This is a genomic window from Nitratidesulfovibrio sp., from assembly GCF_040373385.1.
Classification (GTDB): Bacteria; Desulfobacterota; Desulfovibrionia; order Desulfovibrionales; family Desulfovibrionaceae; genus Cupidesulfovibrio.
In genome coordinates this window covers 153,057-175,566 of the sequence record NZ_JBDXXH010000007.1, presented here as the reverse complement: position 1 = coordinate 175,566, position 22,510 = coordinate 153,057, and the positions used below count along the sequence as shown (strand labels likewise).

The following is a 22,510-nucleotide window of genomic DNA, read 5'->3' as shown; positions in this document are numbered from 1 at the left end:
GTGCCCGTAGCCTCTCTGATATCCCTATGCCCCGCGCCGCCGACGCTCTCCCGCAACGCCGAACGACGCGTACAGGGCCATGGTGCAGCATACCACGCCACAATGCGGATTGCACGCGCAATGGGGTCGGCAAGGCATCACTTTCCGCTCCGTCGCCTTCCTACATGCCGCGCCGCCGGTACACGGCCAGCACCAGCCCCTCCACCAGCACGAACAGCGCAACGGGCACCACAAGAAATACCAGCGACAGCATGGCCGCAAGAGCCCTGTCCGGCGATTGCAACACCGGGAACAGATACCCGGTGAACGAGGGAACACCCCCGCCGCCCACCAACTGCACCAGGAAATAGTCGGAAAAGGCCACCAGGAACACCACCGACCCGCCCGCCACGGCGGCGGGCAACAGCAGCGGCAGCTCCACGGCCAGCAGGCGCAGCAGCGGCCCCGCGCCCAGGTTGGCGGCGCAATGGCCGTAGTCCGGCCCCACGGTCTCGAAGCCGGAAGCCAGCGCCCGCAGCATGTACGGGTACGACACCACCGACAAGACCAGCACCACCCCCGCCGGGGTGTCCGCAAGGCCAAGGCGCACCAAGGTGCCGTACAGGCCAAGGGCAAAACCCATGGCGGGCAGCAGGGCCGGGGCCAGCAGCAACCCTTCCAGCGCGCCCCGCCCCCGGAACCGCCCGAAGGCCAGCAGCCGCGCAGGTGCCAAGCAAACGCACAGGGTTACGCCCACCACGGCCAGCGAGTACAGGGTGGACGAGGTCAGCGCCCCGGCAATGGACTGCCGGTTGGCCAGCACGAAGGCCGTCGTGCGCCCCCCGAGCACGGCGGGCCACAGATCGGGCCAGGCCCAGCCGGGCGCTGCGGCCCACAGGGCCAGCACTGGCAGCGGCAGGCCGAACAGCAGCCACAGCACTGCCAGAAACAGGCGCGATCCCAGGCTTGAACGAGGGTGCGAGCGAGGGTGCGAGCGAGGGCGCGAATCCGCCCCGCCGCTCGGCCACCCGGCGCCCCTGCCCTTTCCGTTGCGCGGGCTCACAGTTGACGCTCCCGACCGCGCAACCCGGCCACCAGCCGCACGTACGCCGCCACGAACCCGGTACAGCACAAAAGCAGCAGGGTCAGCAGGGCGGCCGCCGCCGGACGGTCCTCCAGCGAACGCAGAAAGTACAGGTCGTACGCCGCCACCCCCGGCATGGCCGGGGTGGATTCGCCCAGCAGCAGGGGAATTTCCACCGCGCCGAAGGCGTACAGGAACAGGATGAGGAACGAGGCGTGCAGCACCGGGACAAGGTGCGGCACCACCACATCGCGCAGCACGGCCCACCGCCCCGCCCCCAGCATGCGGGCCGTCTCCACGAGGCGCGGGTCCAGCCGCCGCAGCGATGCCACGGCCAGCAGCATGACGAAGGGCAATTCCTTGTAGGTGTAGGCCATGACCATGCCCATGCCGTCGCCACTCCAGAGCAGGGCCGGAAACTGCGCCTGTCCGCTGATGATCCCGGCCTGGTACAGCGCGGCGGACACAAGGCCGGAACGGCTCCAGAACACGATGACCAGAAAGGCCACCACGATGTGCGGCAGCACCAGTGGCACCCGGAACACCAGCGCAGCCAGTTGCATGCGGGCGGGCAGCCGCCACACCCCGTAGGCCAGCAGCGCGCCCCCCGCCACGGAAAGCAGGGCCGACACCCCGGCCACGCGCAACCCCAGCAGCAGCGAACCGGCCATGTGCGGCTGCGCCAGTTGCCGCCACCCGGCCCACCTGTCCGGTGCCGAAAGCCCCTGCGCAACCTGTTCCGGCAGGTACGCTATCGGCAGCAGCCAGCCCAGGGATTGGGCCGCCGTCAGCGCCACACCCGCCAGAAAGGGCACCAGCAACACCAGCAGCGGACACAGGGCGGCCATGCGGCGCGCGGACGCATGGCTGCGGTCGGGGGCACGCGGGGAGGGCGCGCGGTCGGAATGACGGATGGGCGGTTGCATGGCGATTCCGGCGGCGATTTCTGGTGACGGATGCGCAGGGGCGACGATACCGCCCTGTACAGGCATAGCGGGGCCGGGTGCAAGCGGGTGGCAACGCGGAACGGCGGAGCGGTGGCCACGCGCCGCGCGGATCGCCGCCCGTGCCGACGCCTGCCTGTTCCCGTCCGGCCCCGCCCTTGCCATATGGACCGCGCCGCGCTACAGGCACGCCCACGCCGCCGTACACCCTTACCGCCTTCCCAACCCCCGGACACGAACATGACCGCCACCCCCCTGGATGACCGCACCATCTACATCGCCGCCGCCGGGTTCACCGACGACCTCGTCCATGAGCTCGAGGACCTGCACGACGCGCGGGTACTGGACGTGCGCGGGCGGCTGGTGGTGGCCGCAGGTCCGCCCCGCCCGGCGGCATGGGCGCAGAACGTCTGGCTGGACCCCGTGACCATCCCGGTTGCCTCCATCGGCGACGCGGCCCGCAAGCTGAAGGCCATCCAGCGCAACTGGCACCTGCACGCCACCGGCCACCACCGCCGGGCCGCGCTGGTGCAGGAGCAGTTGCCCCGCGTGGCCGCCCGCCCCGTGGTGTTCGGCGATGCGCCGCCCACGGCTCCGCTGGGTTCATGGACCCTGTGGGAGCCGGACCTAGTGCTGGCATCCGCCCGGTGCACCAGCCCCTTCCCCGACGGCGAACCCCGCTTCGAGGAAAACCGCACCGTACCGCCCACCCGCGCCTACCTGAAGCTGTGGGAACTGTTCACGCTCATCGGCAGGCGGCCCGGCCCCGGCGAACTGTGCCTGGACCTGGGCAGTTGCCCCGGCGGATGGACCTGGGTGCTGGCGGAACTGGGCGCGCGCGTGTTCAGTGTGGACAAGGCGGACATCGCCCCGCACATCGCCGCCCACCCCAATGTGAACTTCTGCACCGGCAGCGCCTTTGGGCTGGACCCGCGCCACGCCGGGGCCGTGGACTGGCTGTTCTCGGACGTAATCTGCTACCCGGACAGGCTGCTGGCCACCGTGGGCCGCTGGCTGGAACTTGGCCAGTGCCGCAACTTCGTGTGCACCCTGAAGTTTCAGGCCGAAACGGACCACGCAACCGCGCGCGCCTTCGCGGCGGTGCCGGGGTCGCGCCTGCTGCACCTGGCCCACAACAAGCACGAACTGACCTGGGTGCTGCTGCGCGACTGACGCCCGCCCGTCAGTCAGACATACGCGGCTGACGTCCTCACGCTTTGCCGCAGGGGACGCACGGCCCGCCCTGCCGTCTGTCCATCCGCCTTTCCGCCCTCAGGCCATCCGCACATCCCGCCCATCCGCACATCCCGCACATCCGCCCCCCGGTCATCTCCCCTCGCCTGCCAGCGGCCACAGCAAACGCGTGCTGCTTCCCGGCACCTCCACGCGCGGGTGCGCGGCCTTCCCCCGCACCCTTCCCCCCGCACCACGTGAGTCCGGGGCGGAACCGTCTGCTGCGAAGGTTCCGCCCCGGACTGTGGAGGGGGGATGGGCGTATGCTGTCGTGGGACACTTGCGGCGGGTGCACGCCGTGCCGGGGGGCCCGGCGAAATTCACTATCTTGCCCGGGGCCGCAACCGCGCTGGCGCTATTGCGCGGCGCGCCGCTCCAGCACCTGTTCGAACGCGGTTTCGATGCGCTCCAGCAGTTCCTCCACCGGGCAGGGTTTGAGCAGGTAGTCGCTGGCCCCGGCGCGCATGGCGTCCAGCGCGATGTCCGTGTAGGCGTGCCCGCTCAGGATGATCACCGCCGGGTCTTCGCCGCCGGACTTGCGAATTTCGCGCAGCACGTCGCGACCGTCCATGTCGCCCAGTTGGATGTCCAGGATCACCACGTCCACCGCCTGCCGGGCCAGCCATTCCAACGCGGCCTGGCCGCTGGCCACGCCGTCCATGGTCACGCCGCGCTTGCGCATGCGGCGCAGCAGCGCATCGCGAAAGCCGTCCTCGTCATCCACCAGCAGGATGCGACAGCTTTTCAGCAGTTCCGGACAGTCCATGTTCCTCCTCCCGGGCCTCTGCCCGCCAGCCCTTCAGCCCGCCGGTTCGGTTGCGGCGTCTTCACGCGCCGTGCGTTTCCGCAGCCTGGAGCGCGATGTCGGGCAAGGTCACCACATCGCCGGGCTGCACGTTCAGGCCGTGCGGCACGCGGGCCACGCAGTCGCGTGCGGTGCATTCCACCACCCGCGCCTCGCCCACGGGGGTGCCGTCGGGCCGGTGGATGCGGCAGCGCATGCCGGGGCTGGCACCGTGCTGCACGCCAAGACCGAAGGTGACGTCCTTGCCGCCGCCGTCGGGCGCGGGCAGCAGCTTGTAGATTTCGGCACTGCGCTCGGCCAGCAGAGCCCGGCTCCAGGCCCGGCCCAGCATGAAGTTGCAGAACCCCGCCAACACGGCAAAGGGCAGCACCAGCACGGACAGGGCAAAGGGTTCGATGCCGAGCCAACGGGTGAGCCGTTCCGGCGCATTGGCCATCCGGGTGGCCTCGTCGGGCCAGACCTGCACCGAAAATACCAGCGTGGGGTTCTGCTTTTCGCCATACTTGTCGTGCACGCGGATGACATATTCGCCCGAGGCGGGGCTGGCCCCCACCTTGATGGCGCCGCGCCACATCTTTCCGCCCAGCCAGTAGCCGGAATAGACTTCGTAGGGGACAAGGCGCACCTGCCTGTCGTCGGTGCCCCCCTCGATGACCATGTCCTCGATGGTCTCCGTCCGTGGCGGCAGCGGCCCGCTGACGGGGTATTCGCCGCCGGGCAGCGCGTCGGTACGGTTGAAGCCCTGCTGCATGCTGCCCACCAGCCCATCCACCAGGCTGAGCGCGCAGACCAGCAGAAGCAGCAGCGCCACCCGCCCGGAACGCCGGTGCTGGCGCGCCAGATGCGCGGACTTGGTCACGCGCGGCCCCTGGCGCGCAGCCAGCGCTTGGCGCACCAGCCCAGCACCAGCGAAGGGGCCAGCACCGTGAAAAAGGTCTTGAAGAACACCGGGGTGAATTCGTCCGGCACGAACGAGGCGCGGTACATGCCCGCGCACACCGCCGCGATGGCCAGCATGTTCATGGTCAGCACCAACAGCTTGTGGGCCACGGTGGTTGCGAAATCCATCTGGTCTTCCACGGTGTCGCTCCTTGTCGTTTGTCCTTGGGCTTCTTCCGCCCGTTCCGGCCCGCCATCACCTCACCCTGCAAACGGGGGGATGGCGGGGCGGAAGGAGGGGAAGGGGCGGGGCTGTCGCCAGCCCCGCCGCCGTCTGGCTACTTCTTGAAGATGTCGGTCTTGGTGATGTTCATGAAGCGCAGGGACACGCCCTCGGCCTTGTAGTACACGCGCACTTCGTCGCCGGCATCCCAGGTGGCATCGGGCAGGGCGAAGTATTCGTCAGGCAGCGAGATGGTGCACAGCATCTTCTGGCGGCCGGAGTAGATGGCCACGGTCTTCTTGTCGCGGTCCACCATGGGGAACTTCTTGGCGGTTTCCGTGGCCTTGTCGAACACCAGCGGATGGTTGCGGTCGATGTTCTCCTGCAGGTCCACCATCTTGAACGCGATGTCTTCGAACGCCTGGGTCTTGGTGTTGAAGATGCGGATGATGTTGGCCTTGGTATCCAGCTTCATGCGCTGCCCGGCCTTGGGTTCCGGCCCCATTTCGGCGGGGTCCACGGGCAGCTTGTAGGTGTGGGGGGGCAGGATGGAGTAGTCCGGATTCAGCGGCTCCATGGCCTTGTCCTGAATCAGGGTAATGGTTTTCGCGTTCTTGTCGTATGCGATCACCCGGCCCTGATCCACCTTGCCGTATTCACCGCAGCCCACGAGGCCCAGGGGCAGCGCCACCACGAGCAGCATCAGCAGAAAGCGTCTCATATGTTTTCTCCTTCTCTCGCGTGCGGTACGGCTAGGCGGCCTTCTTGCGGGCCAGTTCCATCTTCACGCCCTGAACCATGCGGACGAAGATGTACAGCGACATGCAGGACACAAGGCCCAGCACCAGCACGGTGGCGCCAGCGTCGAGCACGTCCTTCAGTTGCGGCACCCAGGGCTGCACGAGCTTCATCAGGATCGAGAGGGCGCAGCCAACCACGGCGAGGCCGAAGGCGATGCGGATGCCGTAGCCCTTGATGTACTTGGTCGCCACCGCGCCCACCTGCGCGCCGATGGAAGCGCCCACCAGCATGATCATGGCGGCCACGAGTTCGGTACGGCCCTTGTAGGTGTAGGTGGCGGCGCCGTACAGGCCGGAAATGGCGACTTCGAACAGGTCGGTGCCCACGGCCACGTGCGTCGGGCAGCCAATGAGGTAGATGAGGGCGGGCATGCGGATGAGACCGCCGCCGATGCCGAGGATGCCAGCCAGCCAGCCGGTGGCGAAGCTGACGAAGATGGGCAGCCACGCGGAGCAGTACACGCCCGCTTCCTTCAGGTGCACCATCGGGGGAATCTTGATCTTGTGCAGGGTCTTGTGCCACTCGACGCCGGTGGCGCCCGCTTCCAGCGTTTCACCACGCGCGGCGGCCTGGCGTTCCTTTTCGCGGCGCTTGGCCACGTCGTGGAAGACCATCCAGGCAATGGCGGCAAGCAGCGCGATGTAGATCCAGCGCACCACCTTTTCGACGTTGCCTATCCGTTCCAGCCACATGACCATCTGGGCGCCCACTTCAAAGCCCACCACGGTGCCCACCAGCATGATCAGGCCCAACTTGTAGTCCACGTTGCCGAACCTGCCGTGGCGCATGGTGGAGATGAGCGACTTGCCCGCCATGTGGGCGATGTCCGTCCCGATGGCGAAGGCCATGGGAAAGCCGAGGATGTTCAGGCCGGGGGTGACCATCCAGGCGCCGCCCATGCCAAAGAAACCGCCGATGATGCCGACGCCCACGCCGAGGATGATCAGGCCGGGCCAGAAGATCTTAACGCCCGCGATGGGCATGAGGATATAGAGCCATTCCATCGTTATTCTCCTTTGGTGCGGGCGCGGCCTAGTGTTCGGCCAGTTCGCGGGACTTCAGGTCGATGCCGATCCAGTTCATCACGATGTCGGCGATCACGCCGAAGATCACGCCGACCAGCGGAATCAGGATGATGGTCAGCACGGCGAACTGCACGTGGCTTTCATTGTACAGGTTGGCCCACCAGGCCAGTACCCCGTCCAGCTTGCGGGTGTCGGCCACGATGACCACGGGCGCGCCGCCGCCGCCAGCGGCCAGTGCCAGGCCGGGAATGGCCAGCACGAACGTAAGCAGCGACAGGAACAGCGTCTTGATCCTTCTCATGTGCATCCTCCAGGTTGCGGGCAGCCCCTGCCGCCCTTTTGGGCTACCGCCCCCGGCCCGTCCTCGCCCCTGGCGATCCCGTCCGGCCGCGAAGCCCGCCTTTCCGTCCACCCGCACCCCCCCTTGGAGTGCGGTTTTGGTCCTGCGCATTGCGCGGTTGTCACCGCGCGACACGGAGGTAGCAAGCCGCATGCCACACAACCCAACACGTTAAAATACAAAATCAATTTCATTTCGCGCAAGTTGCGCTTGCACGATCGCGCAAAGCCTTGTACATAATTTCTCAACCTGCACGTACCAAAGAGCACCCCGCACCAGTCACCCCGTTCCGTTCGTGCCACCGGTTGCGAAACAGGAAAGAAACGCTCATAAACAAAGGTGTACGCCCTCGGCGAATGCAGTGCGCATCCGCTGCCGGGGCGGCCCGAACGGCTGGCGCGCCAGCCGGGCACGTTTCGGCCACGCTTGCAGTTGAAAACGGACCTCGGCGGGTCGGTCGTTCCTGCGCTCCGCCCCGATACGGGCGGCCACCGCCACGCACCCACGGCAGGGAGAAGGCATGCGCTACTATCGGCCGCCGCTGTTCGGCTCGCTGTTCCGGCTGGAAGGCAATTTCGCGGAATGGAGCATTGCCAAGCGGCTGCTCTTCGCGGCGCTGCCCGCGTTCATGCTGCTGCTGGTCATCAGCGGGGTCATTTCTCACCGCATCTCCCAGAATTTCCTGCACGACGCACTGGGGCGCAGTTCGCTGCTGGCCACCCTGGCCCAGGCCCACGAAATGGAGCAGGTGCTCCAGCAGGCCCGGCGCGAACTGCTCTACCTTGCCCGCACCGACATCTCGGCCGCCTCGCTGGCCCACCACCTGCGCACCCGCGCCGAGACCATGGGTACCCTGTACCGCGAAATCGCCTATCAGGGTTCCACGCCCGACAACCGCATGGTGTTGCTGAACACCGGGCGCGACGTGTGGATGGTGCCGCTGGAACAGGCCCTGGCCACCCGGTTCGGCCCGCTGACCCGCCAGACCACGCAAGAGCCCAAGCCCGGCTTCGTGCGCATTTCCGCCCCCACCGAGGTGGTCTACCCCTCGGTGCCCACGGCAGGGACCGTGCAGGGGCTGTCCATGCACGTGCTGCGGCTGACCACGCCCGTTCAGGACGCGGCGGGCAACCAGACCGGGCTGCTCACCCTGTCGGTGGACATGCTGGCCCTGCGCAACGTGCTGTCGGTTTACGCATCGCGCCGGTCGCCGCTGTACATCTTTCCGGAAGAAACGGAAAAACACCGCAGCTTCTTCTTCGACTCGCACGGCTGGATACTGTTCCAATCCGAATCGCCGGAACATCCAAACCTGGACCTGTCCACCGACACGGTCCGCTCGGGCATGCGCGGCGACTTCGGCCGATCCGGCTTCGAAGCGGCGTTCCGTCCCAATCCGGAACAGGAACGATACTGGGGCATGGTCACCGAGGTGCAGTCCGGCAATTCCGGCCAGAGCCGCCTGGGCACCATGCTGGAAGACCCCTCGCCCTTGAACCGCGCCTTCTACATCAGCTACGCCCCGGTCACCTTCAGCGAAGGGCCGGGCGCCAGCACCGTGGTGGTCGGCGGCATCGTCTACACCGACACCAGCTTTCTGGCCATGGCCGCGTCGTACAAGCTGTATGGCGCGCTGTTCGTGTTCGGGCTGTGCGCCAGCGCGGCGTCCGCGTTCATTCTGGGCATGCTGGGGCGTGGCATAGCCGGGCCGCTGCACCGCATTGCGGAAGAAGCCAGCGGCAAGCTGGAATCGGGCGACCTTGCTCCCATAGAACTGGACCGCGTCCACCCGGAGGCGGAGGCCCTGCGCCAGATCACCAACGAAATGCTGGCCGCTTTGCAGGCGCGCAACGAAGAACTGCGCCTGCGCGACGAGCACATCCAGTCCACCCGGCGACGGCAGCGGGTATGCCTGGACACGGAAATCGCGCAACAGCAGCCGCAGAGCCAGCTTTCGCCGCAGGACACCATGCCCGGCATCGTGGGCACCAGCGAATCTGTGCGCGCACTGCGCGGCATGATCCGCAAGGCCGCCGGTGTCGAGGCCGACGTGCTGATCATCGGCGAGACGGGCACCGGCAAGGAACTGGCCGCCGAGGCCATCCACATGACCGGGGACCGTTCGGGCGGGCCGTTCATTTCCATCAACTGCGGGGCGCTTGACGAAAACCTGCTGCTGGACGCCCTGTTCGGGCACGTGAAGGGGGCCTTTTCCGAGGCACGGGGCGAGCGCAAGGGGGCCTTCGTGGCGGCAGACGGCGGCACGCTGCACCTCGACGAAATAGGCAACGCCTCGCCCAAGGTACAGCAGGCCCTGCTGCGCGCCCTGTCGGTGCGGCGCATCCGCCCCCTGGGCAGCGACGACGAACTGCCCTTCGACGCGCGCATCATCGCCGCCACCAACGTGGACCTGAAGGACTGCGCCCGCCAGGGCACCTTCCGCGAGGACCTGTACTACCGGCTGGCCGTGATCACCATCAACACCCCGCCCTTGCGCGACCGGCGCGAAGACATTCCCGCCCTGGCCGACTACTTCCTGAAGCAGGCCGCCCAAACCCTGAAGCGCCCGGCCATGGGCCTTTCACGCGGGGCACTGGAAAAACTGCTGGCCTACGGCTGGCCGGGCAATGTGCGCGAGGTGAAGAACTGCATCACCCGCGCGGTGGCCTTTGCCGAAGGGGACACCCTGTACGCCGAAGACCTGCGCTTTGGCGCGGAACTGGACCCCACCCTGTCGCACGGGGCGCTGCTGCCGCCAAGCCCGGCCCCTGCAAACATGGGCCAGCCATCCCACCCGCACGGAGCCGCGCCCCAGGGGCATGTGCAGCCTGCCGCGCCTTACCCCGGCGACGGTACCGCCCACGCCCCCCCGTACGGTGCGCAGGGCCTGCCGGTAGCTGCGAACGGAGCATCCATGGGCGGGCAGGCGGGCGCCACCGTGTACGACCCGGTCAGCGGGCGCATCGTGGCCGCCGGGTCCGGCAACGACGGGCAGGACTGGTCCGACGCTACCGGCATGCACGGCGGACCGGGACGCCACGACCGCGCCGGCACGCCCCCCGGCAATGCCCGCCAGACGCGCAACGGAACGGACACGGGGTCCATGCCGCCCCTTTCCGCGCTGTCTGCGCTGAACCCGCGCCAACGCGCGGCATGGGAATTCATCAGCCGCAACGGCGGCATCACCCGCACCCAGTATCAGGACATCGTGGGCAACGAGATACCCGTGCGCACCGCGCAGTACGACCTGCAAGACATGGTGCGCAAGGGCTTCATCCGCAAGGTGGGCAAGGGGCCGGCCACCCGGTACGTACTGACCGACGGCGGTGCCCCGGCACCGGCACGGAGGTAACCCATGCTTGCCGCGCCGCCGCCTTCCTCGCTGCTGGAACGCCTGCGCGGGCTGTTCGGCCACAGGCGCGCCGTGGACGCCGAATCGCGCGAACGGGTCATGCGGGTATTCCGCGCCCGCTACGCCCACTTCAAGGACCTGCTGGACTCCAACGCCGAGCTTGCACGCATTCTCGCGGACATGGACGAGAAGGTCGCGGGGTGTACCCTGTTCGGGGCCACGTGGCTGCGCTCGCAAGCCACCCGCGCGGTGTTCCACGCCATGCGCATGGCCACCGCGCTCAATGCCATCTCGGGCGATGCCTACCCCGCCCTGCCCGGCGTGGTGGAACGCATCAACACCGAAATCACCGAACTGCTCGAAAGCCGCCCCCAGGCCACGGTGGAGGCCTACGCCCTGCCCTTTGCCGCAATCAACGGCGACATGGTGGACTGGGTGGGGGGCAAGTGCGCCAACCTCGGCGAACTGACCTCGCGCGTGGGGGTGCCGGTGCCGCGCGGCTTTGCCATAACCACCCGCGCTTACTACGCCTTCATGGAACATGACGGACTGATGGGCGAAATACGCAAGCGCTTGCGCGATGTGGACCCCCAGGACCCGGAAAGCGTGCTGGACGTGGCCGAGGACATCCAGTCCCTGTTTGCCGCCGCCACCGTGCCGCCGGATGTGGTGGACGCCCTGCACGCCGCCTGCGACGCGGCGTTCGGCTCCGTGGATGATGCAGGCGTTGGCGGCGGGGTTCCACTGCGGCTGGCGGTTCGCTCCAGCGCGCTCAGCGAGGACAGTCACGTGTCCTTCGCCGGGCAGTACCTTTCGGTGCTCAACGTGAACCGCGACGGCGTGGTGGATGCGTGGAAGCGGGTGGTGGCCAGCCTGTTCATGCCCCAGGCCATCGTGTACCGCCTGCACCAGGGCATCACCCTGGATGCCAGCGCCATGGCCGTGGCCTGCATGGAGATGGTGGATTCCGTGGCTGCGGGGGTACTGTTCACCCGCCACCCGGTGGACCTGCTGTCCGATTCCATGGTCATCAACGCCGCATGGGGACTGGGCGCGGCCGTGGTGGACGGAGAGATGGAACCGGACACCTGGCTGTTCAGCCGCGAGGATGCGCCCCGCCCGGTAGCGCGCAACGTGGTGTGCAAGGCCCGTCGCCTGACCCCCGGCGAGGACGGGCGCCTGCGCGAGGAAGACGTGCCCGAGGCCCAGCGCGACACCCCCTGCCTGACCGACGCCCAGGCCGCCGAGCTCGCCCGCATCGGCAGGCAGGTGGAGGCGCACTACGGTGTGCCGCAGGACGTGGAATGGGCGCTGGACCAGGCCGGACGGCTGTTGCTGCTCCAGGCCCGCCCGCTGACCACCACCCCGCGCGGCGACGCGCGCACCACGCCGCTCATCGAGGGCTATCCGGTACTGTTGCACGGCGGCGAGCCCGCCTGCCCCGGCGTGGGCTGCGGCCCCGTGGTCCAGCCCGGAAGCGCGGAGGAACTGGCCCTGTTCCCGGAAGGTGGCATCCTGGTGGCCATGCATTCCTCGCCGTCCTACGTGCTGGTCATGCAGCGCGCCCAGGCCATCGTGGCGGAGGCGGGCAGCATCACCGGGCACATGGCCTCGCTGGCGCGGGAATTCGGCGTGCCCACCATCGTCAACGCGCCGGGGGCCATGACCGCACTGCCCGCAGGCATGCAGGTGACCGTGGACGCCTTCTCCTGCCGGGTCTACCTAGGCCGGGTGGAGGAACTGCTGCCCCTGCGCGAGGAACACGCCGTGTGCCTGCGCGATACGCCCATCCACAACCTGCTCAAGCAGGTGGCCGCACTGGTCTCGCCGCTCAACCTGCACGACCCCAAGGCCGCCGACTTCACCCCCGCCGCATGCCGCACCATCCATGACGTGATGCGCTTCGTGCACGAACTGTCCTATGCCCACATGTTCCGGCTGTCGGACACCGTGTCCGATGCCGGTGCGGTGGCCGTTGAAATGAAGGCCCCGGTGCCGCTGGACCTGCACGTCATCGACCTGGGGGGCGGCCTTGCCGGGGTGGATGGCCCCTATGTATGGCCGGAACAGGCGGTTTCCGCTCCGTTCAAGGCCTTGCTTGAAGGCATGCTGGACCCGGCGGTGCACCACCGCGAGCCGCGCCCGGTGGACATGAGCGGCTTTCTGTCCGTCATGAGCCGCCACATGATCGAACCGCCTACCATGCACGGTCAACGCTTCGGCGACCGCAGCTATGCGCTGGTATCCGACAAGTACCTGAACTTCAGTTCACGCGTGGGCTACCACTACGGGGTGCTGGACGCCTACTGCGGCCAGACCATGAACAAGAACTACATCACCTTCCAGTTCAAGGGCGGGGCAGCGGACGAAACGCGCAAGAACCGCCGGGTGCGCTGCATCGGCATCATCCTGGAATCCCTGGGCTTCCATGTCGAGGTGCGCGGCGACATGGTCACCGCCCGCTACCAGAAGTTCGCGGCGGCCCAGATTGCGGAGCGTCTGGTGCAGCTGGGGCGGCTGCTCATCGTCACCCGCCAGATGGACATGCTGATGGTGGACGAGGCGGCGGTACAGCGCTTCGCGGACAATTTCCTGCACGGGCGCTACCACTGAGCCCCGGACACAAAACAATCACGCAAGCCGCACGCCGCGCGATACCACCTGCGCGATGCGCTTGCGCAAAAACAAAACACCCCGGTATTCCCAAGGAATACCGGGGTGTTTTGCGTGCGTTGCAAACCAGAACGCGCAAGCCCCCTGCGAAACAAGCCGAAAAAAAAGGTTCCGCGCTATTCGTGCTCCCCTGCGGACAGCCCGGCCCGAATGCGCCGAATGAGTCCCGTGGTGGAAAATCCCGGCAACAGGGGCAGGCTGAGCACCCGGCCCCCGCGGGCCTGCACGATGTCGCGGCCCACGATGCGGTCCACGGACCAGTCGCCGCCCTTCACCAGCACATCGGGCTGGATTTCCGCGATGAGGGCGTGGGGGGTATCCTCGTCGAACTCCACCACATGGTCCACGCTGGCCAGATGCGCCAGCACGTAGGCCCGCACCGCGAAGGGGTTCACCGGACGGTCCGCGCCCTTGCCCTGACGGCGCACCGAGGCATCGGAATTCAGGCCCAGCACCAGCAGGTCGCCCTCGGCCCTGGCGCGGGCCAGCAGATCCACGTGACCGGGGTGCAGGATGTCGTAACAGCCGTTGGTGAACACCACCCGCTGCCCGGCGGCGCGGCGGGGCGCCAGCAGGGCAGGCAGCACGGCGCGGTCCACCACGGCGGGGTGCATCAGGTCAGGCTGGGCTGCGTCCATGGCTGGCTCCGGTTACCGTCTGGCATGCGGGAACATGGCCGGGCGGACATTGGACATTGGTTGAACATTGAACATGACGCGAAAGCGCGGCCTGGCAGAATACCGTCCGTCCAGGATCGACGGCATGTGGCGCCCCCCGCACCCCCCGACGGAGGTGGCGCAACGTTGCCGCTATCCCTTCATGCGCAACGCCGCGCAGTCGCCGAACAGCACCAGTTCCGCCCAGTCGTAGGCGAAATCCAGGCGGGCTTCCTCGTCATCCAGCACCTGCTGCTGACGGTCCGCGTCCATCTCCAGCCGATCGAACAGCTTCACGCCCCGGATGAAATCGACGAAACGGTCAAGCTGATAACACGCCAGCAGCACCATGGTGGCCTGCTTGGGGCTGATGGCCGCGCCCTGCCGCTTGCAGCGCGCCATGAGGCGCATGTAGCGGTCGTTGGAGGCATTGTACGGTTCCAGCCCCTGATCGGCCAGCCAGGTGCCGCTGGACCATTCGCCGGATTCATCGAACCCGCGACAGTGTTCCTCGCGCACCACGAAGAACTGCTCCACCACGTTGCCCGACTCGTCTTCCTTGGTGGCGCGCCCCAACGGATAGGTGCGGCAGGCGCCGGAACGGTCGGGATACACGGTGCACCCGGCATCACTGACGAACGGACACAGCTTCAGCGGGTGGTCGCTCATGCGCAGGAACAGGGCGGGAAAGCCGGTGTCCGGGTACTGCCCCACCCTGGCATGGGTGTTGATGAATGCCTCGCTGCCCATGCCCAGGTTGCGGCGCAGCCGCAGCACGTCGTACGGCGTGAGCGGCATGTTCAGGTCGGAACAGCAGGCGTTGAAGCAGCGCACGCCGGGATGGCAGGCAAACTGAAAGGTCTGGCCCGCATGCAGTTCCGGCAGGCTTTCCAGAAAGGCCTGGGTCTCGTCGCCCTGTGCGGCCTCCGCACCTGCCGGGCCGCATCCGCTACAGTTGTTCGTCTCGCCGGTCATCGTCGCCTCGCTTGGCAGTGCGTCGGATGTCCGGCGCGGTCGTCCTGAGAATTCGAAAGAGTAGATATCTACCCTGACCATCAAATGAGTCTATCACCCGCCCACCCGATGCGATGTAGGCACTCTCCGCACAGCCTGCCCGAGGGCGACGCGCGCCATGCGAAAGGCGGACGCATCGTTCGGGGCAAGGCGCTTGCCTGCGCCCAACATTGCGACAACAGGGTATCCGAGTTGCCGTTGCCGCCGAGGCGATTTTGCCCCGAGGGCAAGGAAAACGGCATGGCCGTGACGGGAGTGTGCCTCAGCCGTTGGATGAGTGCTCCGCACGAGTCCTACGGATGCGGACCGCAGCGCGCTCTTACCGTACTCGACCGGAGCGGCCATGCCGTTTGACGCAGCGATCGGGCAAAAGCGCCCGGCCGCAGCGGCAACTAGAAGTTGAGGCGGTCTCGCACGCCCGCCATGATTCTCGACGCCTCGGCGCGGGCGCGGGTGTCCCCGGCCTCCAGAATGTCCTGAATGCCCTTGGGGTTGGCCAGCAGCGCGGCGCGGCGCTCGTGCAACGGGCCCAGGAAGGCACCGAGGTTTTCGAGGAATATCTTCTTGCAGTCCACGCAACCCAGCGAGGCAGAGGTGCAGCCCTGGCGAATTTCGGCCTGCTGTTCCGGGGTGGCCATCAGTTCGTGATAGGGGAACAGGTTGCACACGTCGGGGTTGCCGGGGTCGCTCTTGCGCAGGCGGTTGGTGTCGGTGAACATGCCGCGCACCTTGGGGGTGATTTCGTCCATGGTGTCGCGCAGGTAGATGGCGTTGCCGTAGCTTTTGGACATCTTGCGGCCATCAAGGCCGGGACACTTGGCCGCCGGGGTCAGGCGCGCTTCCGGCTCGGGGAAGTACTCACCGTACAGGAAGTTGAAGCGCCGCGCGATTTCGCGGGTCAGCTCCAGGTGGGGCAACTGGTCCTGGCCCACGGGCACCCATTTGGGGTGGTAGATCAGGATGTCGGAGGCCATCAGCACAGGGTAGCCCAGGAACCCGTAGTTGCCGAGGTCCTTGTTGACCACTTCCTGCTTCTGTTCCTTGTAGGTGGGGTTGCGTTCCAGCCAGCTCACCGGAGTGATCATGGACAGGATAAGGTGCAATTCCGCGTGTTCCTTGATGTGCGACTGCTGGAACATCACGCACTTTTCCGGGTCCAGGCCGGCGGCCACCCAGTCGGTGACCAGTTCGGGCACAAACTCGCGGATACGCGCGGGGTCGGCGTAGTCGCTGGTCAGGGCGTGCCAGTCGGCCACGAAGAAGAACGCCTCCATTTCATGCTGCATCTCGACCCAGTTCTTCAGCACGCCGAAGTAGTGGCCAAGGTGCAACGGCCCGGTGGGCCGCATGCCGGAAACGGTGCGCTTGTCGGGGGTGGTCATGATCTGTCGTTCCTCCGATGGGGATGGGATGTCGAAATATGCAGCGCACGGGCAGCGGGAAGGGCCCGCGTACCCTCGGCACAACGCCGCCCGGCCATGCGTGGGCCACGGCGGGACGGCGGGCGGATACGGACGATGCAGCCACGCGCGCCGTTTGGGACAGCTGGCCTGCGGCTTCAGGCACGGCGGCGCGGGGCGGCGTGAAACGCTAGTCCAATCCCACCAGCCACAGCACGAACGCCTGTGAATGTTGCACCAGCGGGGACAACACGGGAAACAGCACCCCGGTCGCCAGCAACACCACCAGCAGAAGCAGCCCGTACCGTTCCATCTTCTGGTAGTGCCAGCTTATGGAGCGCGGCAGGATGCCCGCAAGAATGCTGCCGCCGTCCAGCGGCGGAATGGGAATCAGGTTGAACCATGCCAGCATGAAGTTCACCTTGATGCCGATGAAGAACATGTACAGGAAAAAGTCGTATACTCCGTTGCCGCCCCACAGCTCCACGGGCAGGACCAGCGTAAGCAGGCGCAGGCACAGGGCGAACCCCAGGGCCACCAGCATGTTGGTCAGCGGACCGGCCACGGAAACCAGCGCCATGTCGCGCCGGATGGACTTGAAGTACCGGGGGTTCACGGGCACGGGCTTGGCCCAGCCGAGAATGAAGGGACTGGTAAGGGCGGTGAAGACGAACAGCAGCGAGCCCATCACGTCCAGATGCGGCAGGGGGTTCAGGGTCAACCTGCCCAGCATCTTGGCGGTGGGGTCGCCGCGCTTCCACGCGGCCCAGCCGTGCGCCACTTCGTGGCAGACCATGCCGAGCAGCATGGGCACGAAGGCGGCGGCCAACAGCTTGACCTTGGCGGCAATATCGGTTTCGAACATGACCCCAGCGGCTACCACGAAGGCGGGGGCAGGGCAAGGGGCGCGCGGCGACGCGAGCCTTGCGGCGAGCGGTACAGGCAGGGGGGGACTGCGCACGGAGTAAGGGGCGACAGGCGGGCCAGGGGCGACAGCACGACAGGGGCGACAGCACGACAGGGGCGACAGCACGATAGGGGGGGCGCACGCCCCGGCCTGCCCGGTGCCCGCCATGGACAACTCCGGCGCGCTACCCCGCGTCCGGGCGCCCCAGGGCCCGCTCTATGGCGCAGACCAGTTCCTCCATCTCGCACGGCTTCAGCAGGTACCCTGCCGCGCCAAGACGCATGCCCTCGCGGGCTTCTTCCGCCCCGCCATGGCCGGTCAGCATGATCACCGCCATTTCCGGGGCCATGCGCCGCACCACGCGCAACAGCTCGAAGCCGTCCATGTCGTCCATCTTCAGGTCGCACACGGCCGCGTCATAGGTGGCGCCGCGCAGGGCGCGCAGGGCCTCGGTGCCGCTGCCCGCCGTATCCACCGCGTAGCCGCGCCGGGTCAGACGCTTCTGCATCACCCGGATGAAGCCCGCCTCGTCGTCCACCAGCAGCAGCCGGACAGGCGCGGGGGCGTCGTCCGGCCCATGGCCCGCACCGCCGTCGCGCGGCGGACCGGAAGGGAGGCCGGGCGGAGGAGATGTCGAGTGCGCGTCGCTCATGCCGTATCCTCTCTGTCCCCGTCGCCGGGGGCCTTGGCACTGGAACCGCTGTCGCCCGCCTGCATGCCGGGTGTGCTGTCCTGATCGCGCGGCGCCGCATCACCGATATCCGGCGTTGCGTGGGGCTCCGGCACGGGTGCCGCTCCCGGCCCTGCCTGGGCCATGGCGTGCGGGGCAGGACAGAAGGCCGCGCGTTCACCGCCCGCCAGCAGACCAGCGCCCTGAACGGCATGGGCCGCATGCACGGCCGGGTCGAACGGCGGCAGCAGCACCTGGAAGGTGGTGCCCACCCCCACGATGCTGCTCACCTTTATCTCGCCGCCCATCTTGTTGACGATGCCGTAGCAGATGGACAGCCCGAGCCCGGTGCCCTTGCCCACCGGCTTGGTGGTGAAGAACGGGTCGTAGATGCGTTGCAGGATGGCTTCCGGCATGCCGGGACCGGTATCGGCCACGTTCACCGCCACCATGCCGCCATCGGTCATCAGGGTGGCCACCTTCAGGGTGCCGCCGGAACCTTCCATGGCATCGAAGGCGTTGTTGAACAGGTTCAGGAACACCTGCTGCAACTCGGAGGGCGATGCGGCCACCGGCGGCAGTTCCTCGGCCAGGGCCACCACCACGTGCACGCTGACGGTGCGGGCCTTCTGGCCGGAAAGTTCCACCATCTCGGTGACCATGGCATTGATGTCCACGGCGTGCACCTCGCGGTCGGAGCGGCGGGCGAAGCTGAGCAGCTTGTGGGTGATGTCGCGGCAGCGCACCCCCTGGGTACGGATCTGGCGGGCACTGTCGCCTATCTCGCGCACGGCGTCCTGTTCCTGCAATTCGCCCAGCACGTCCTCTATCCAGCCCGCTTCCTCCATCATGATGGCCACGGGGTTGTTGATCTCGTGGGCGATGCCCGCCGCCATCTCGCCCAGGGCCGACAACTTGCCCGCCTCCACCACCTGGGCGTTGAGGGCAGCCATTTCGCGCTCCAGCCCGTCGATGCGCTCTATGATGCGCTGGGCCAGGAACATGCCCAGCACCAGCACCGCGATGGAGGCCAGCCCCAGCACCAGGAACAGGGTGCGCTGGGCGGCATGCAGGCCCTGCAACGCCTCGCGCGAGGACTGCTGGAACACCAGCACCCAGTCGCCGCCCTTCAGGCGCGACATGGCATACAGCATGTCGCCTTCCTCGAAGGCGCGGTCCTGGTCCATGCCCGCAATGCCCCCGCCGAACACCCGGCGGGCGAATGCCGCCAGTTGCGCGCCGTCGCCCGCCGAATGGCGCCCCCCGGAAGTCTGGAACGCACCGCCCCGGTTGATGATGCAGGCCTGCCCCGTGGACCCCACGCGCACGTCCTCCACCAGCGAGACGAAGCTGGCGAAATCGATGGTGGAACGCAGTATCCACGCCCTGCCGTCCACCATCAGCTTTACGGCCACGATGAAATGGGGCGACTTGCGCACGCCCATGAACACGTCGCTGATGAACACGTCACGCGCGCCTGCCTGCAGGAACCAGTTTTCGTGCGAGTAGTCGGTGCCTTCCAGGCGGTGGGGACCGGCGTACACCCGCTGGATGCCCGCATCGTCCACCATGCCGAGGTCCACGTACACCCCGCCATAGGCGCTGCGCATGGCCTCCAGCTTGCGGTTCAGGTTTGCCGGGTCCAGCAGGCCCGCGCCCTGCGCCTCCACCAGCATCTGCACGCTGGCAAGGCGTTCGTGCAAGAAGTCGTCGATCTTCTGGCTGTGCCGGTCGGCGATCTCGCGCGCCTGACCGAAGACCATCTCGCGAAACGAAACACCCAGATGCAGGTTCATGACCCCCAGGATCAGCACCAGCGGCAGCACCGACGCCACCAGGATGCCCATGTAGATGAGCCGGTTCAACGCGACGCGACGGCCGACGGGGAACAGGGAGTCTGGCATGGGCACCTCTGCGGTTGGCACGGGACGGTGCGGACACGGCGCAGGCGTGATGCCGCCGGGCCGGGCAGCCACGGCAGCCACGGCAACGCTACACGCAATCGCGCAGACGAGGCGCACGATGCACCCCGCTCGTCAGACAGACTGGCGCGCAGGGCAGACTGGCGCGCAGGGCAGACTGGCGCGCAGGGCGTGAAAACGGGGCGGGCCGCACCGGGCGGCGGGCAGGCGCACGCGGCACGCAATCCGCGTGACGGCCGCACGGCACGGCTATCGCGCAACATCGCGCAAGCCAAGCCCGCCCCACAGGGTAAAAGCAAGGGGCATGCCATCTGCGCGAAGAAAGCGGTGGCGGGTACGCCGCCACCGGCTTCTGTTTGCGGAGGAAAGGACGGGAGGGAAAGGCGCTAGGAGCGCTTTTCGATGGCCAGCGCCACCTTGGCCTTCAGTTCCGTAAGATCCACGGACTTGACCACGTAGTAGTCCGCCACCACCGATTTCAGGTCGTGCTGGAAGGAGTCGTAGGCGGTGGACAGGATGACCGGCAGGGTGGGTTCGCCCCGGCGGATTTCCTGCAACAGGTCCAGCCCCGAAAGGTCCGGCCCCAGCTTGATGTCCAGCACCACCACCAGGGGCTTTTCGCGGGCCACCACGTCGAGGATGGGCTCTCGCCCGTCGGACACGGCCACGGTGTAGCCTTCGCCCTCCAGTTCTTCCTGGTACAGCATGCGGATGTGCTTTTCATCGTCCACGACAAGGATCTTCTTGGCCGACATGGTTCACCTCCGAAGGCTCGGGAAGCTGGAGAAAGGAAGGGGCAGGGGCTGCGGGTACCGCGCCGTATCGGGTCATGCGCACATGGGTACGGAGAGCGCCGGGAGCATGCCCGCACGCACACGCGGGCGGCAGGCTGTCCCCGGACCTTTGCCAAGAATAGTACAGGCACGCGGTGAAGACAAGCAACCCGCCCCGGTGGCGCGGCATCTTCACTCGAAGGGATGCACAGGGCGCCGCCCCGCCTGACCTCGTTTCCACCGGGCGCCCCCCGTCACCGCCCCCCCCCCGCCATCGGTCTCCGGGGCACCGCACCTTGCCATCGGGGGGCAAACGGGTATGGTGCGCTTCCGGTACGCGGCCCGGGCGCCGCCGTGGAAAACGTTGCGGTCGCGCCCCTCCCACGAACCTTTACCCAACGACGGGACCATGGAACATACCCCGGAAACCACCCCCGGCGAACGCCGCACGTTCGCCCCGCGCACCATCACGGTGCGCCTGCAACCCAAGGAACAGCTGCTGACCATGCCGCGCGAGAAGACCGTGCTGCAGGTGCTGCGCAAGCTGGGCATCCGCCCCACCACGGCCATCGTGGTGCGCGACGGCGGCCTGCTGACCCCCGACCGCGAAGTGCTGCCGGATGACGAGCTGTTGATCCGCATAGTCACTTCCAGCGGGTAGCAAACGGCACGCTTTTGCCCTCTGGCTTCGTCAGACTCGCTTTTGCTCCGGTCACGTACAAAAGAGTACGCTCCCTCCGCAAAAACTTCGTCTTCCTTGCCAGAGGGCAAAATCCCGCCGTTTGCGATGCTTCCCACTCCCCAGGCTTGTGGCCGGCGCCCTTCAGAATGGGCACCGCACGCACCGCAACCCCAAAGGATCGCACACCATGAAATGCAAACGCTGCAAGGAGACGGCCGTCGTCGCCCTGCCCAGCCACCATACCGGATTCTGCGCCGAATGCTTCCTGCTGTTCTTCACCCGGCAGGTGGAGCGCGGCATCAAGGAACGCAAGCTGTTCACCCATGACGACCGCATCCTGGTCGCCCTTTCCGGCGGCAAGGATTCGCTGAGCCTGATGCTGGAACTTTCGCGGCTGGGCTACGACGTGACCGGCCTGCACATCGACCTGGCCATTCCCGGCTCCTCGCCCGCCGCGCGCGGGGTAGTGGAACGCTTCTGCCAAAAGCACGACCTGAACCTGATCGTGAAGGAAATGGGGGCCGAGGGACTGGCCATTCCCGACGTAAAGGCCCGGCTGAACAGGCCGGTGTGTTCGGCCTGCGGCAAGATCAAGCGCTACTTCTTCAACAAGACCGCACTGGACGAAAACTTCACCGTGCTGGCCACCGGCCACAACCTGGACGACGAAATCGCCCGGCTGTTCAGCAACACCCTGCGCTGGGACGTGGCCTACCTGAGCGACCAGGGCCCCGACCTTGCCGCAGAAGGCGGCTTTGCCCGCAAGGTGAAGCCCCTGTGGCGGCTTTCGGAATTCGAGACCGCCAACTACGCCTTCCTCATGGGCATAGAACACCACTACGCGCCCTGCCCGTATTCCGGCGGGGCCAGCTTCACCTTCTACAAGAAGCTGCTGACCGACCTTGAGGAAGAAATGCCCGGTCGCAAGCTGGACTTCTACCAGGGCTTCCTGGAACGGGGCCGCCCGGTGTTCGCCCGTGCCGACAACGAGGACGGCGTGGACCTGAGCGGCTGCACCCGCTGCAACTACCCCACCTCCAACGAGGTGTGCGGGGTGTGCCGGATCCGCGATGCCCTGCGCGACAAGGCGGAACATACAGAGCAGGCGGAACAGGCGGAATAGACACGCAACGGGGCGGGGAAGGCAC

General features: G+C 67.3%; 20 protein-coding genes. 5 read left to right on the top strand and 15 right to left on the bottom strand.

Annotation, left to right across the window (positions count from 1 at the left end):
* Window positions 1-160: 160 nt before the first annotated feature.
* Window positions 161-1,042: an ABC transporter permease gene (locus ABWO17_RS13005; protein ID WP_502914919.1), complete on the bottom strand. Its 882-nt coding sequence runs from the start codon at window positions 1,040-1,042 to the stop codon at window positions 161-163.
* Window positions 1,039-1,989 carry an ABC transporter permease subunit gene (locus tag ABWO17_RS13000; RefSeq protein ID WP_353119198.1) on the bottom strand — a complete coding sequence of 317 codons (951 nt, stop codon included), beginning with the start codon at window positions 1,987-1,989 and terminating at the stop codon, window positions 1,039-1,041. The genes ABWO17_RS13005 and ABWO17_RS13000 overlap by 4 nt, the downstream gene beginning before the upstream one ends.
* 258 nt (window positions 1,990-2,247) lie before the next feature.
* Here ABWO17_RS13000 and ABWO17_RS12995 point away from each other — a divergent pair, with 258 nt between their 5' ends.
* Window positions 2,248-3,180 (top strand): SAM-dependent methyltransferase, encoded by a 933-nt coding sequence (locus ABWO17_RS12995; RefSeq protein ID WP_353119196.1) that lies wholly within the window; start codon window positions 2,248-2,250, stop codon window positions 3,178-3,180.
* A 415-nt stretch (window positions 3,181-3,595) separates the two neighbouring features.
* On the opposite strand, the gene ABWO17_RS12990 is transcribed toward ABWO17_RS12995, so the two are convergent.
* The 6 genes from ABWO17_RS12990 to ABWO17_RS12965 form a co-directional block, all read right to left on the bottom strand.
* Window positions 3,596-4,006, bottom strand: a complete 411-nt coding sequence (locus ABWO17_RS12990) for a response regulator (protein ID WP_353119194.1) — start codon at window positions 4,004-4,006, stop codon at window positions 3,596-3,598.
* Between the two features lie 61 nt (window positions 4,007-4,067).
* The gene (locus tag ABWO17_RS12985) at window positions 4,068-4,904 is read right to left on the bottom strand and encodes a hypothetical protein (protein ID WP_353119192.1); all 837 of its coding nucleotides are present in this window, start codon (window positions 4,902-4,904) and stop codon (window positions 4,068-4,070) included.
* Window positions 4,901-5,125 carry a hypothetical protein gene (locus tag ABWO17_RS12980; protein ID WP_353119190.1) on the bottom strand — a complete coding sequence of 75 codons (225 nt, stop codon included), beginning with the start codon at window positions 5,123-5,125 and terminating at the stop codon, window positions 4,901-4,903. Before ABWO17_RS12980 ends, ABWO17_RS12985 begins: the two co-directional genes overlap by 4 nt.
* 137 nt (window positions 5,126-5,262) lie before the next feature.
* Window positions 5,263-5,868, bottom strand: coding sequence for a DUF4881 domain-containing protein (locus ABWO17_RS12975; RefSeq protein ID WP_353119188.1), 606 nt, complete (start codon window positions 5,866-5,868; stop codon window positions 5,263-5,265).
* A 31-nt stretch (window positions 5,869-5,899) separates the two neighbouring features.
* A complete protein-coding gene (locus tag ABWO17_RS12970) occupies window positions 5,900-6,952 on the bottom strand; it encodes a sulfite exporter TauE/SafE family protein (RefSeq protein WP_353119186.1) in 1,053 nt (350 codons plus the stop codon).
* Window positions 6,953-6,980: 28 nt separating this feature from the next.
* Window positions 6,981-7,274 carry a DVU0150 family protein gene (locus ABWO17_RS12965; RefSeq protein ID WP_353119184.1) on the bottom strand — a complete coding sequence of 98 codons (294 nt, stop codon included), beginning with the start codon at window positions 7,272-7,274 and terminating at the stop codon, window positions 6,981-6,983.
* 559 nt (window positions 7,275-7,833) lie between these two features.
* On the opposite strand from ABWO17_RS12965, the gene ABWO17_RS12960 reads away from it, so the two are divergent.
* Complete coding sequence (locus ABWO17_RS12960) at window positions 7,834-10,665, top strand: sigma 54-interacting transcriptional regulator (protein ID WP_353119182.1); 2,832 nt, start codon at window positions 7,834-7,836, stop codon at window positions 10,663-10,665.
* A 3-nt stretch (window positions 10,666-10,668) separates the two neighbouring features.
* A complete protein-coding gene (locus ABWO17_RS12955) occupies window positions 10,669-13,278 on the top strand; it encodes a PEP/pyruvate-binding domain-containing protein (protein WP_353119180.1) in 2,610 nt (869 codons plus the stop codon).
* A 176-nt stretch (window positions 13,279-13,454) separates the two neighbouring features.
* Here ABWO17_RS12955 and rfaE2 read toward each other — a convergent pair whose 3' ends face one another.
* The 7 genes from rfaE2 to ABWO17_RS12920 all read right to left on the bottom strand — a co-directional run bounded on the left by rfaE2 (window position 13,455) and on the right by ABWO17_RS12920 (window position 20,662).
* Entirely contained in the window at window positions 13,455-13,976 is a 522-nt protein-coding gene (gene rfaE2, locus ABWO17_RS12950; protein WP_502914918.1) for a D-glycero-beta-D-manno-heptose 1-phosphate adenylyltransferase, read from the bottom strand.
* Window positions 13,977-14,147: 171 nt separating this feature from the next.
* Window positions 14,148-14,969, bottom strand: coding sequence for a YkgJ family cysteine cluster protein (locus ABWO17_RS12945; RefSeq protein WP_353119178.1), 822 nt, complete (start codon window positions 14,967-14,969; stop codon window positions 14,148-14,150).
* 431 nt (window positions 14,970-15,400) lie between these two features.
* A complete protein-coding gene (gene trpS, locus ABWO17_RS12940) occupies window positions 15,401-16,390 on the bottom strand; it encodes a tryptophan--tRNA ligase (protein ID WP_353119176.1) in 990 nt (329 codons plus the stop codon).
* 208 nt (window positions 16,391-16,598) lie between these two features.
* Window positions 16,599-17,273 (bottom strand): site-2 protease family protein, encoded by a 675-nt coding sequence (locus tag ABWO17_RS12935; RefSeq protein WP_353119174.1) that lies wholly within the window; start codon window positions 17,271-17,273, stop codon window positions 16,599-16,601.
* 226 nt (window positions 17,274-17,499) lie between these two features.
* Entirely contained in the window at window positions 17,500-17,967 is a 468-nt protein-coding gene (locus tag ABWO17_RS12930; protein WP_353119172.1) for a response regulator, read from the bottom strand.
* On the bottom strand, window positions 17,964-19,889 hold the full coding sequence (locus ABWO17_RS12925) for a sensor histidine kinase (protein WP_353119171.1): 1,926 nt from the start codon (window positions 19,887-19,889) through the stop codon (window positions 17,964-17,966). The genes ABWO17_RS12930 and ABWO17_RS12925 overlap by 4 nt, the downstream gene beginning before the upstream one ends.
* Window positions 19,890-20,293: 404 nt before the next feature.
* Entirely contained in the window at window positions 20,294-20,662 is a 369-nt protein-coding gene (locus tag ABWO17_RS12920) for a response regulator (protein WP_190243950.1), read from the bottom strand.
* A gap of 427 nt (window positions 20,663-21,089) precedes the next feature.
* Between ABWO17_RS12920 and ABWO17_RS12915 the strand changes: the two genes are divergently transcribed.
* Both ABWO17_RS12915 and ABWO17_RS12910 read left to right on the top strand, forming a co-directional pair.
* Complete coding sequence (locus ABWO17_RS12915; RefSeq protein ID WP_190243949.1) at window positions 21,090-21,341, top strand: ubiquitin family protein; 252 nt, start codon at window positions 21,090-21,092, stop codon at window positions 21,339-21,341.
* Between the two features lie 208 nt (window positions 21,342-21,549).
* Window positions 21,550-22,485 carry a PP-loop family protein gene (locus ABWO17_RS12910; protein ID WP_353119169.1) on the top strand — a complete coding sequence of 312 codons (936 nt, stop codon included), beginning with the start codon at window positions 21,550-21,552 and terminating at the stop codon, window positions 22,483-22,485.
* Window positions 22,486-22,510: the final 25 nt, after the last annotated feature.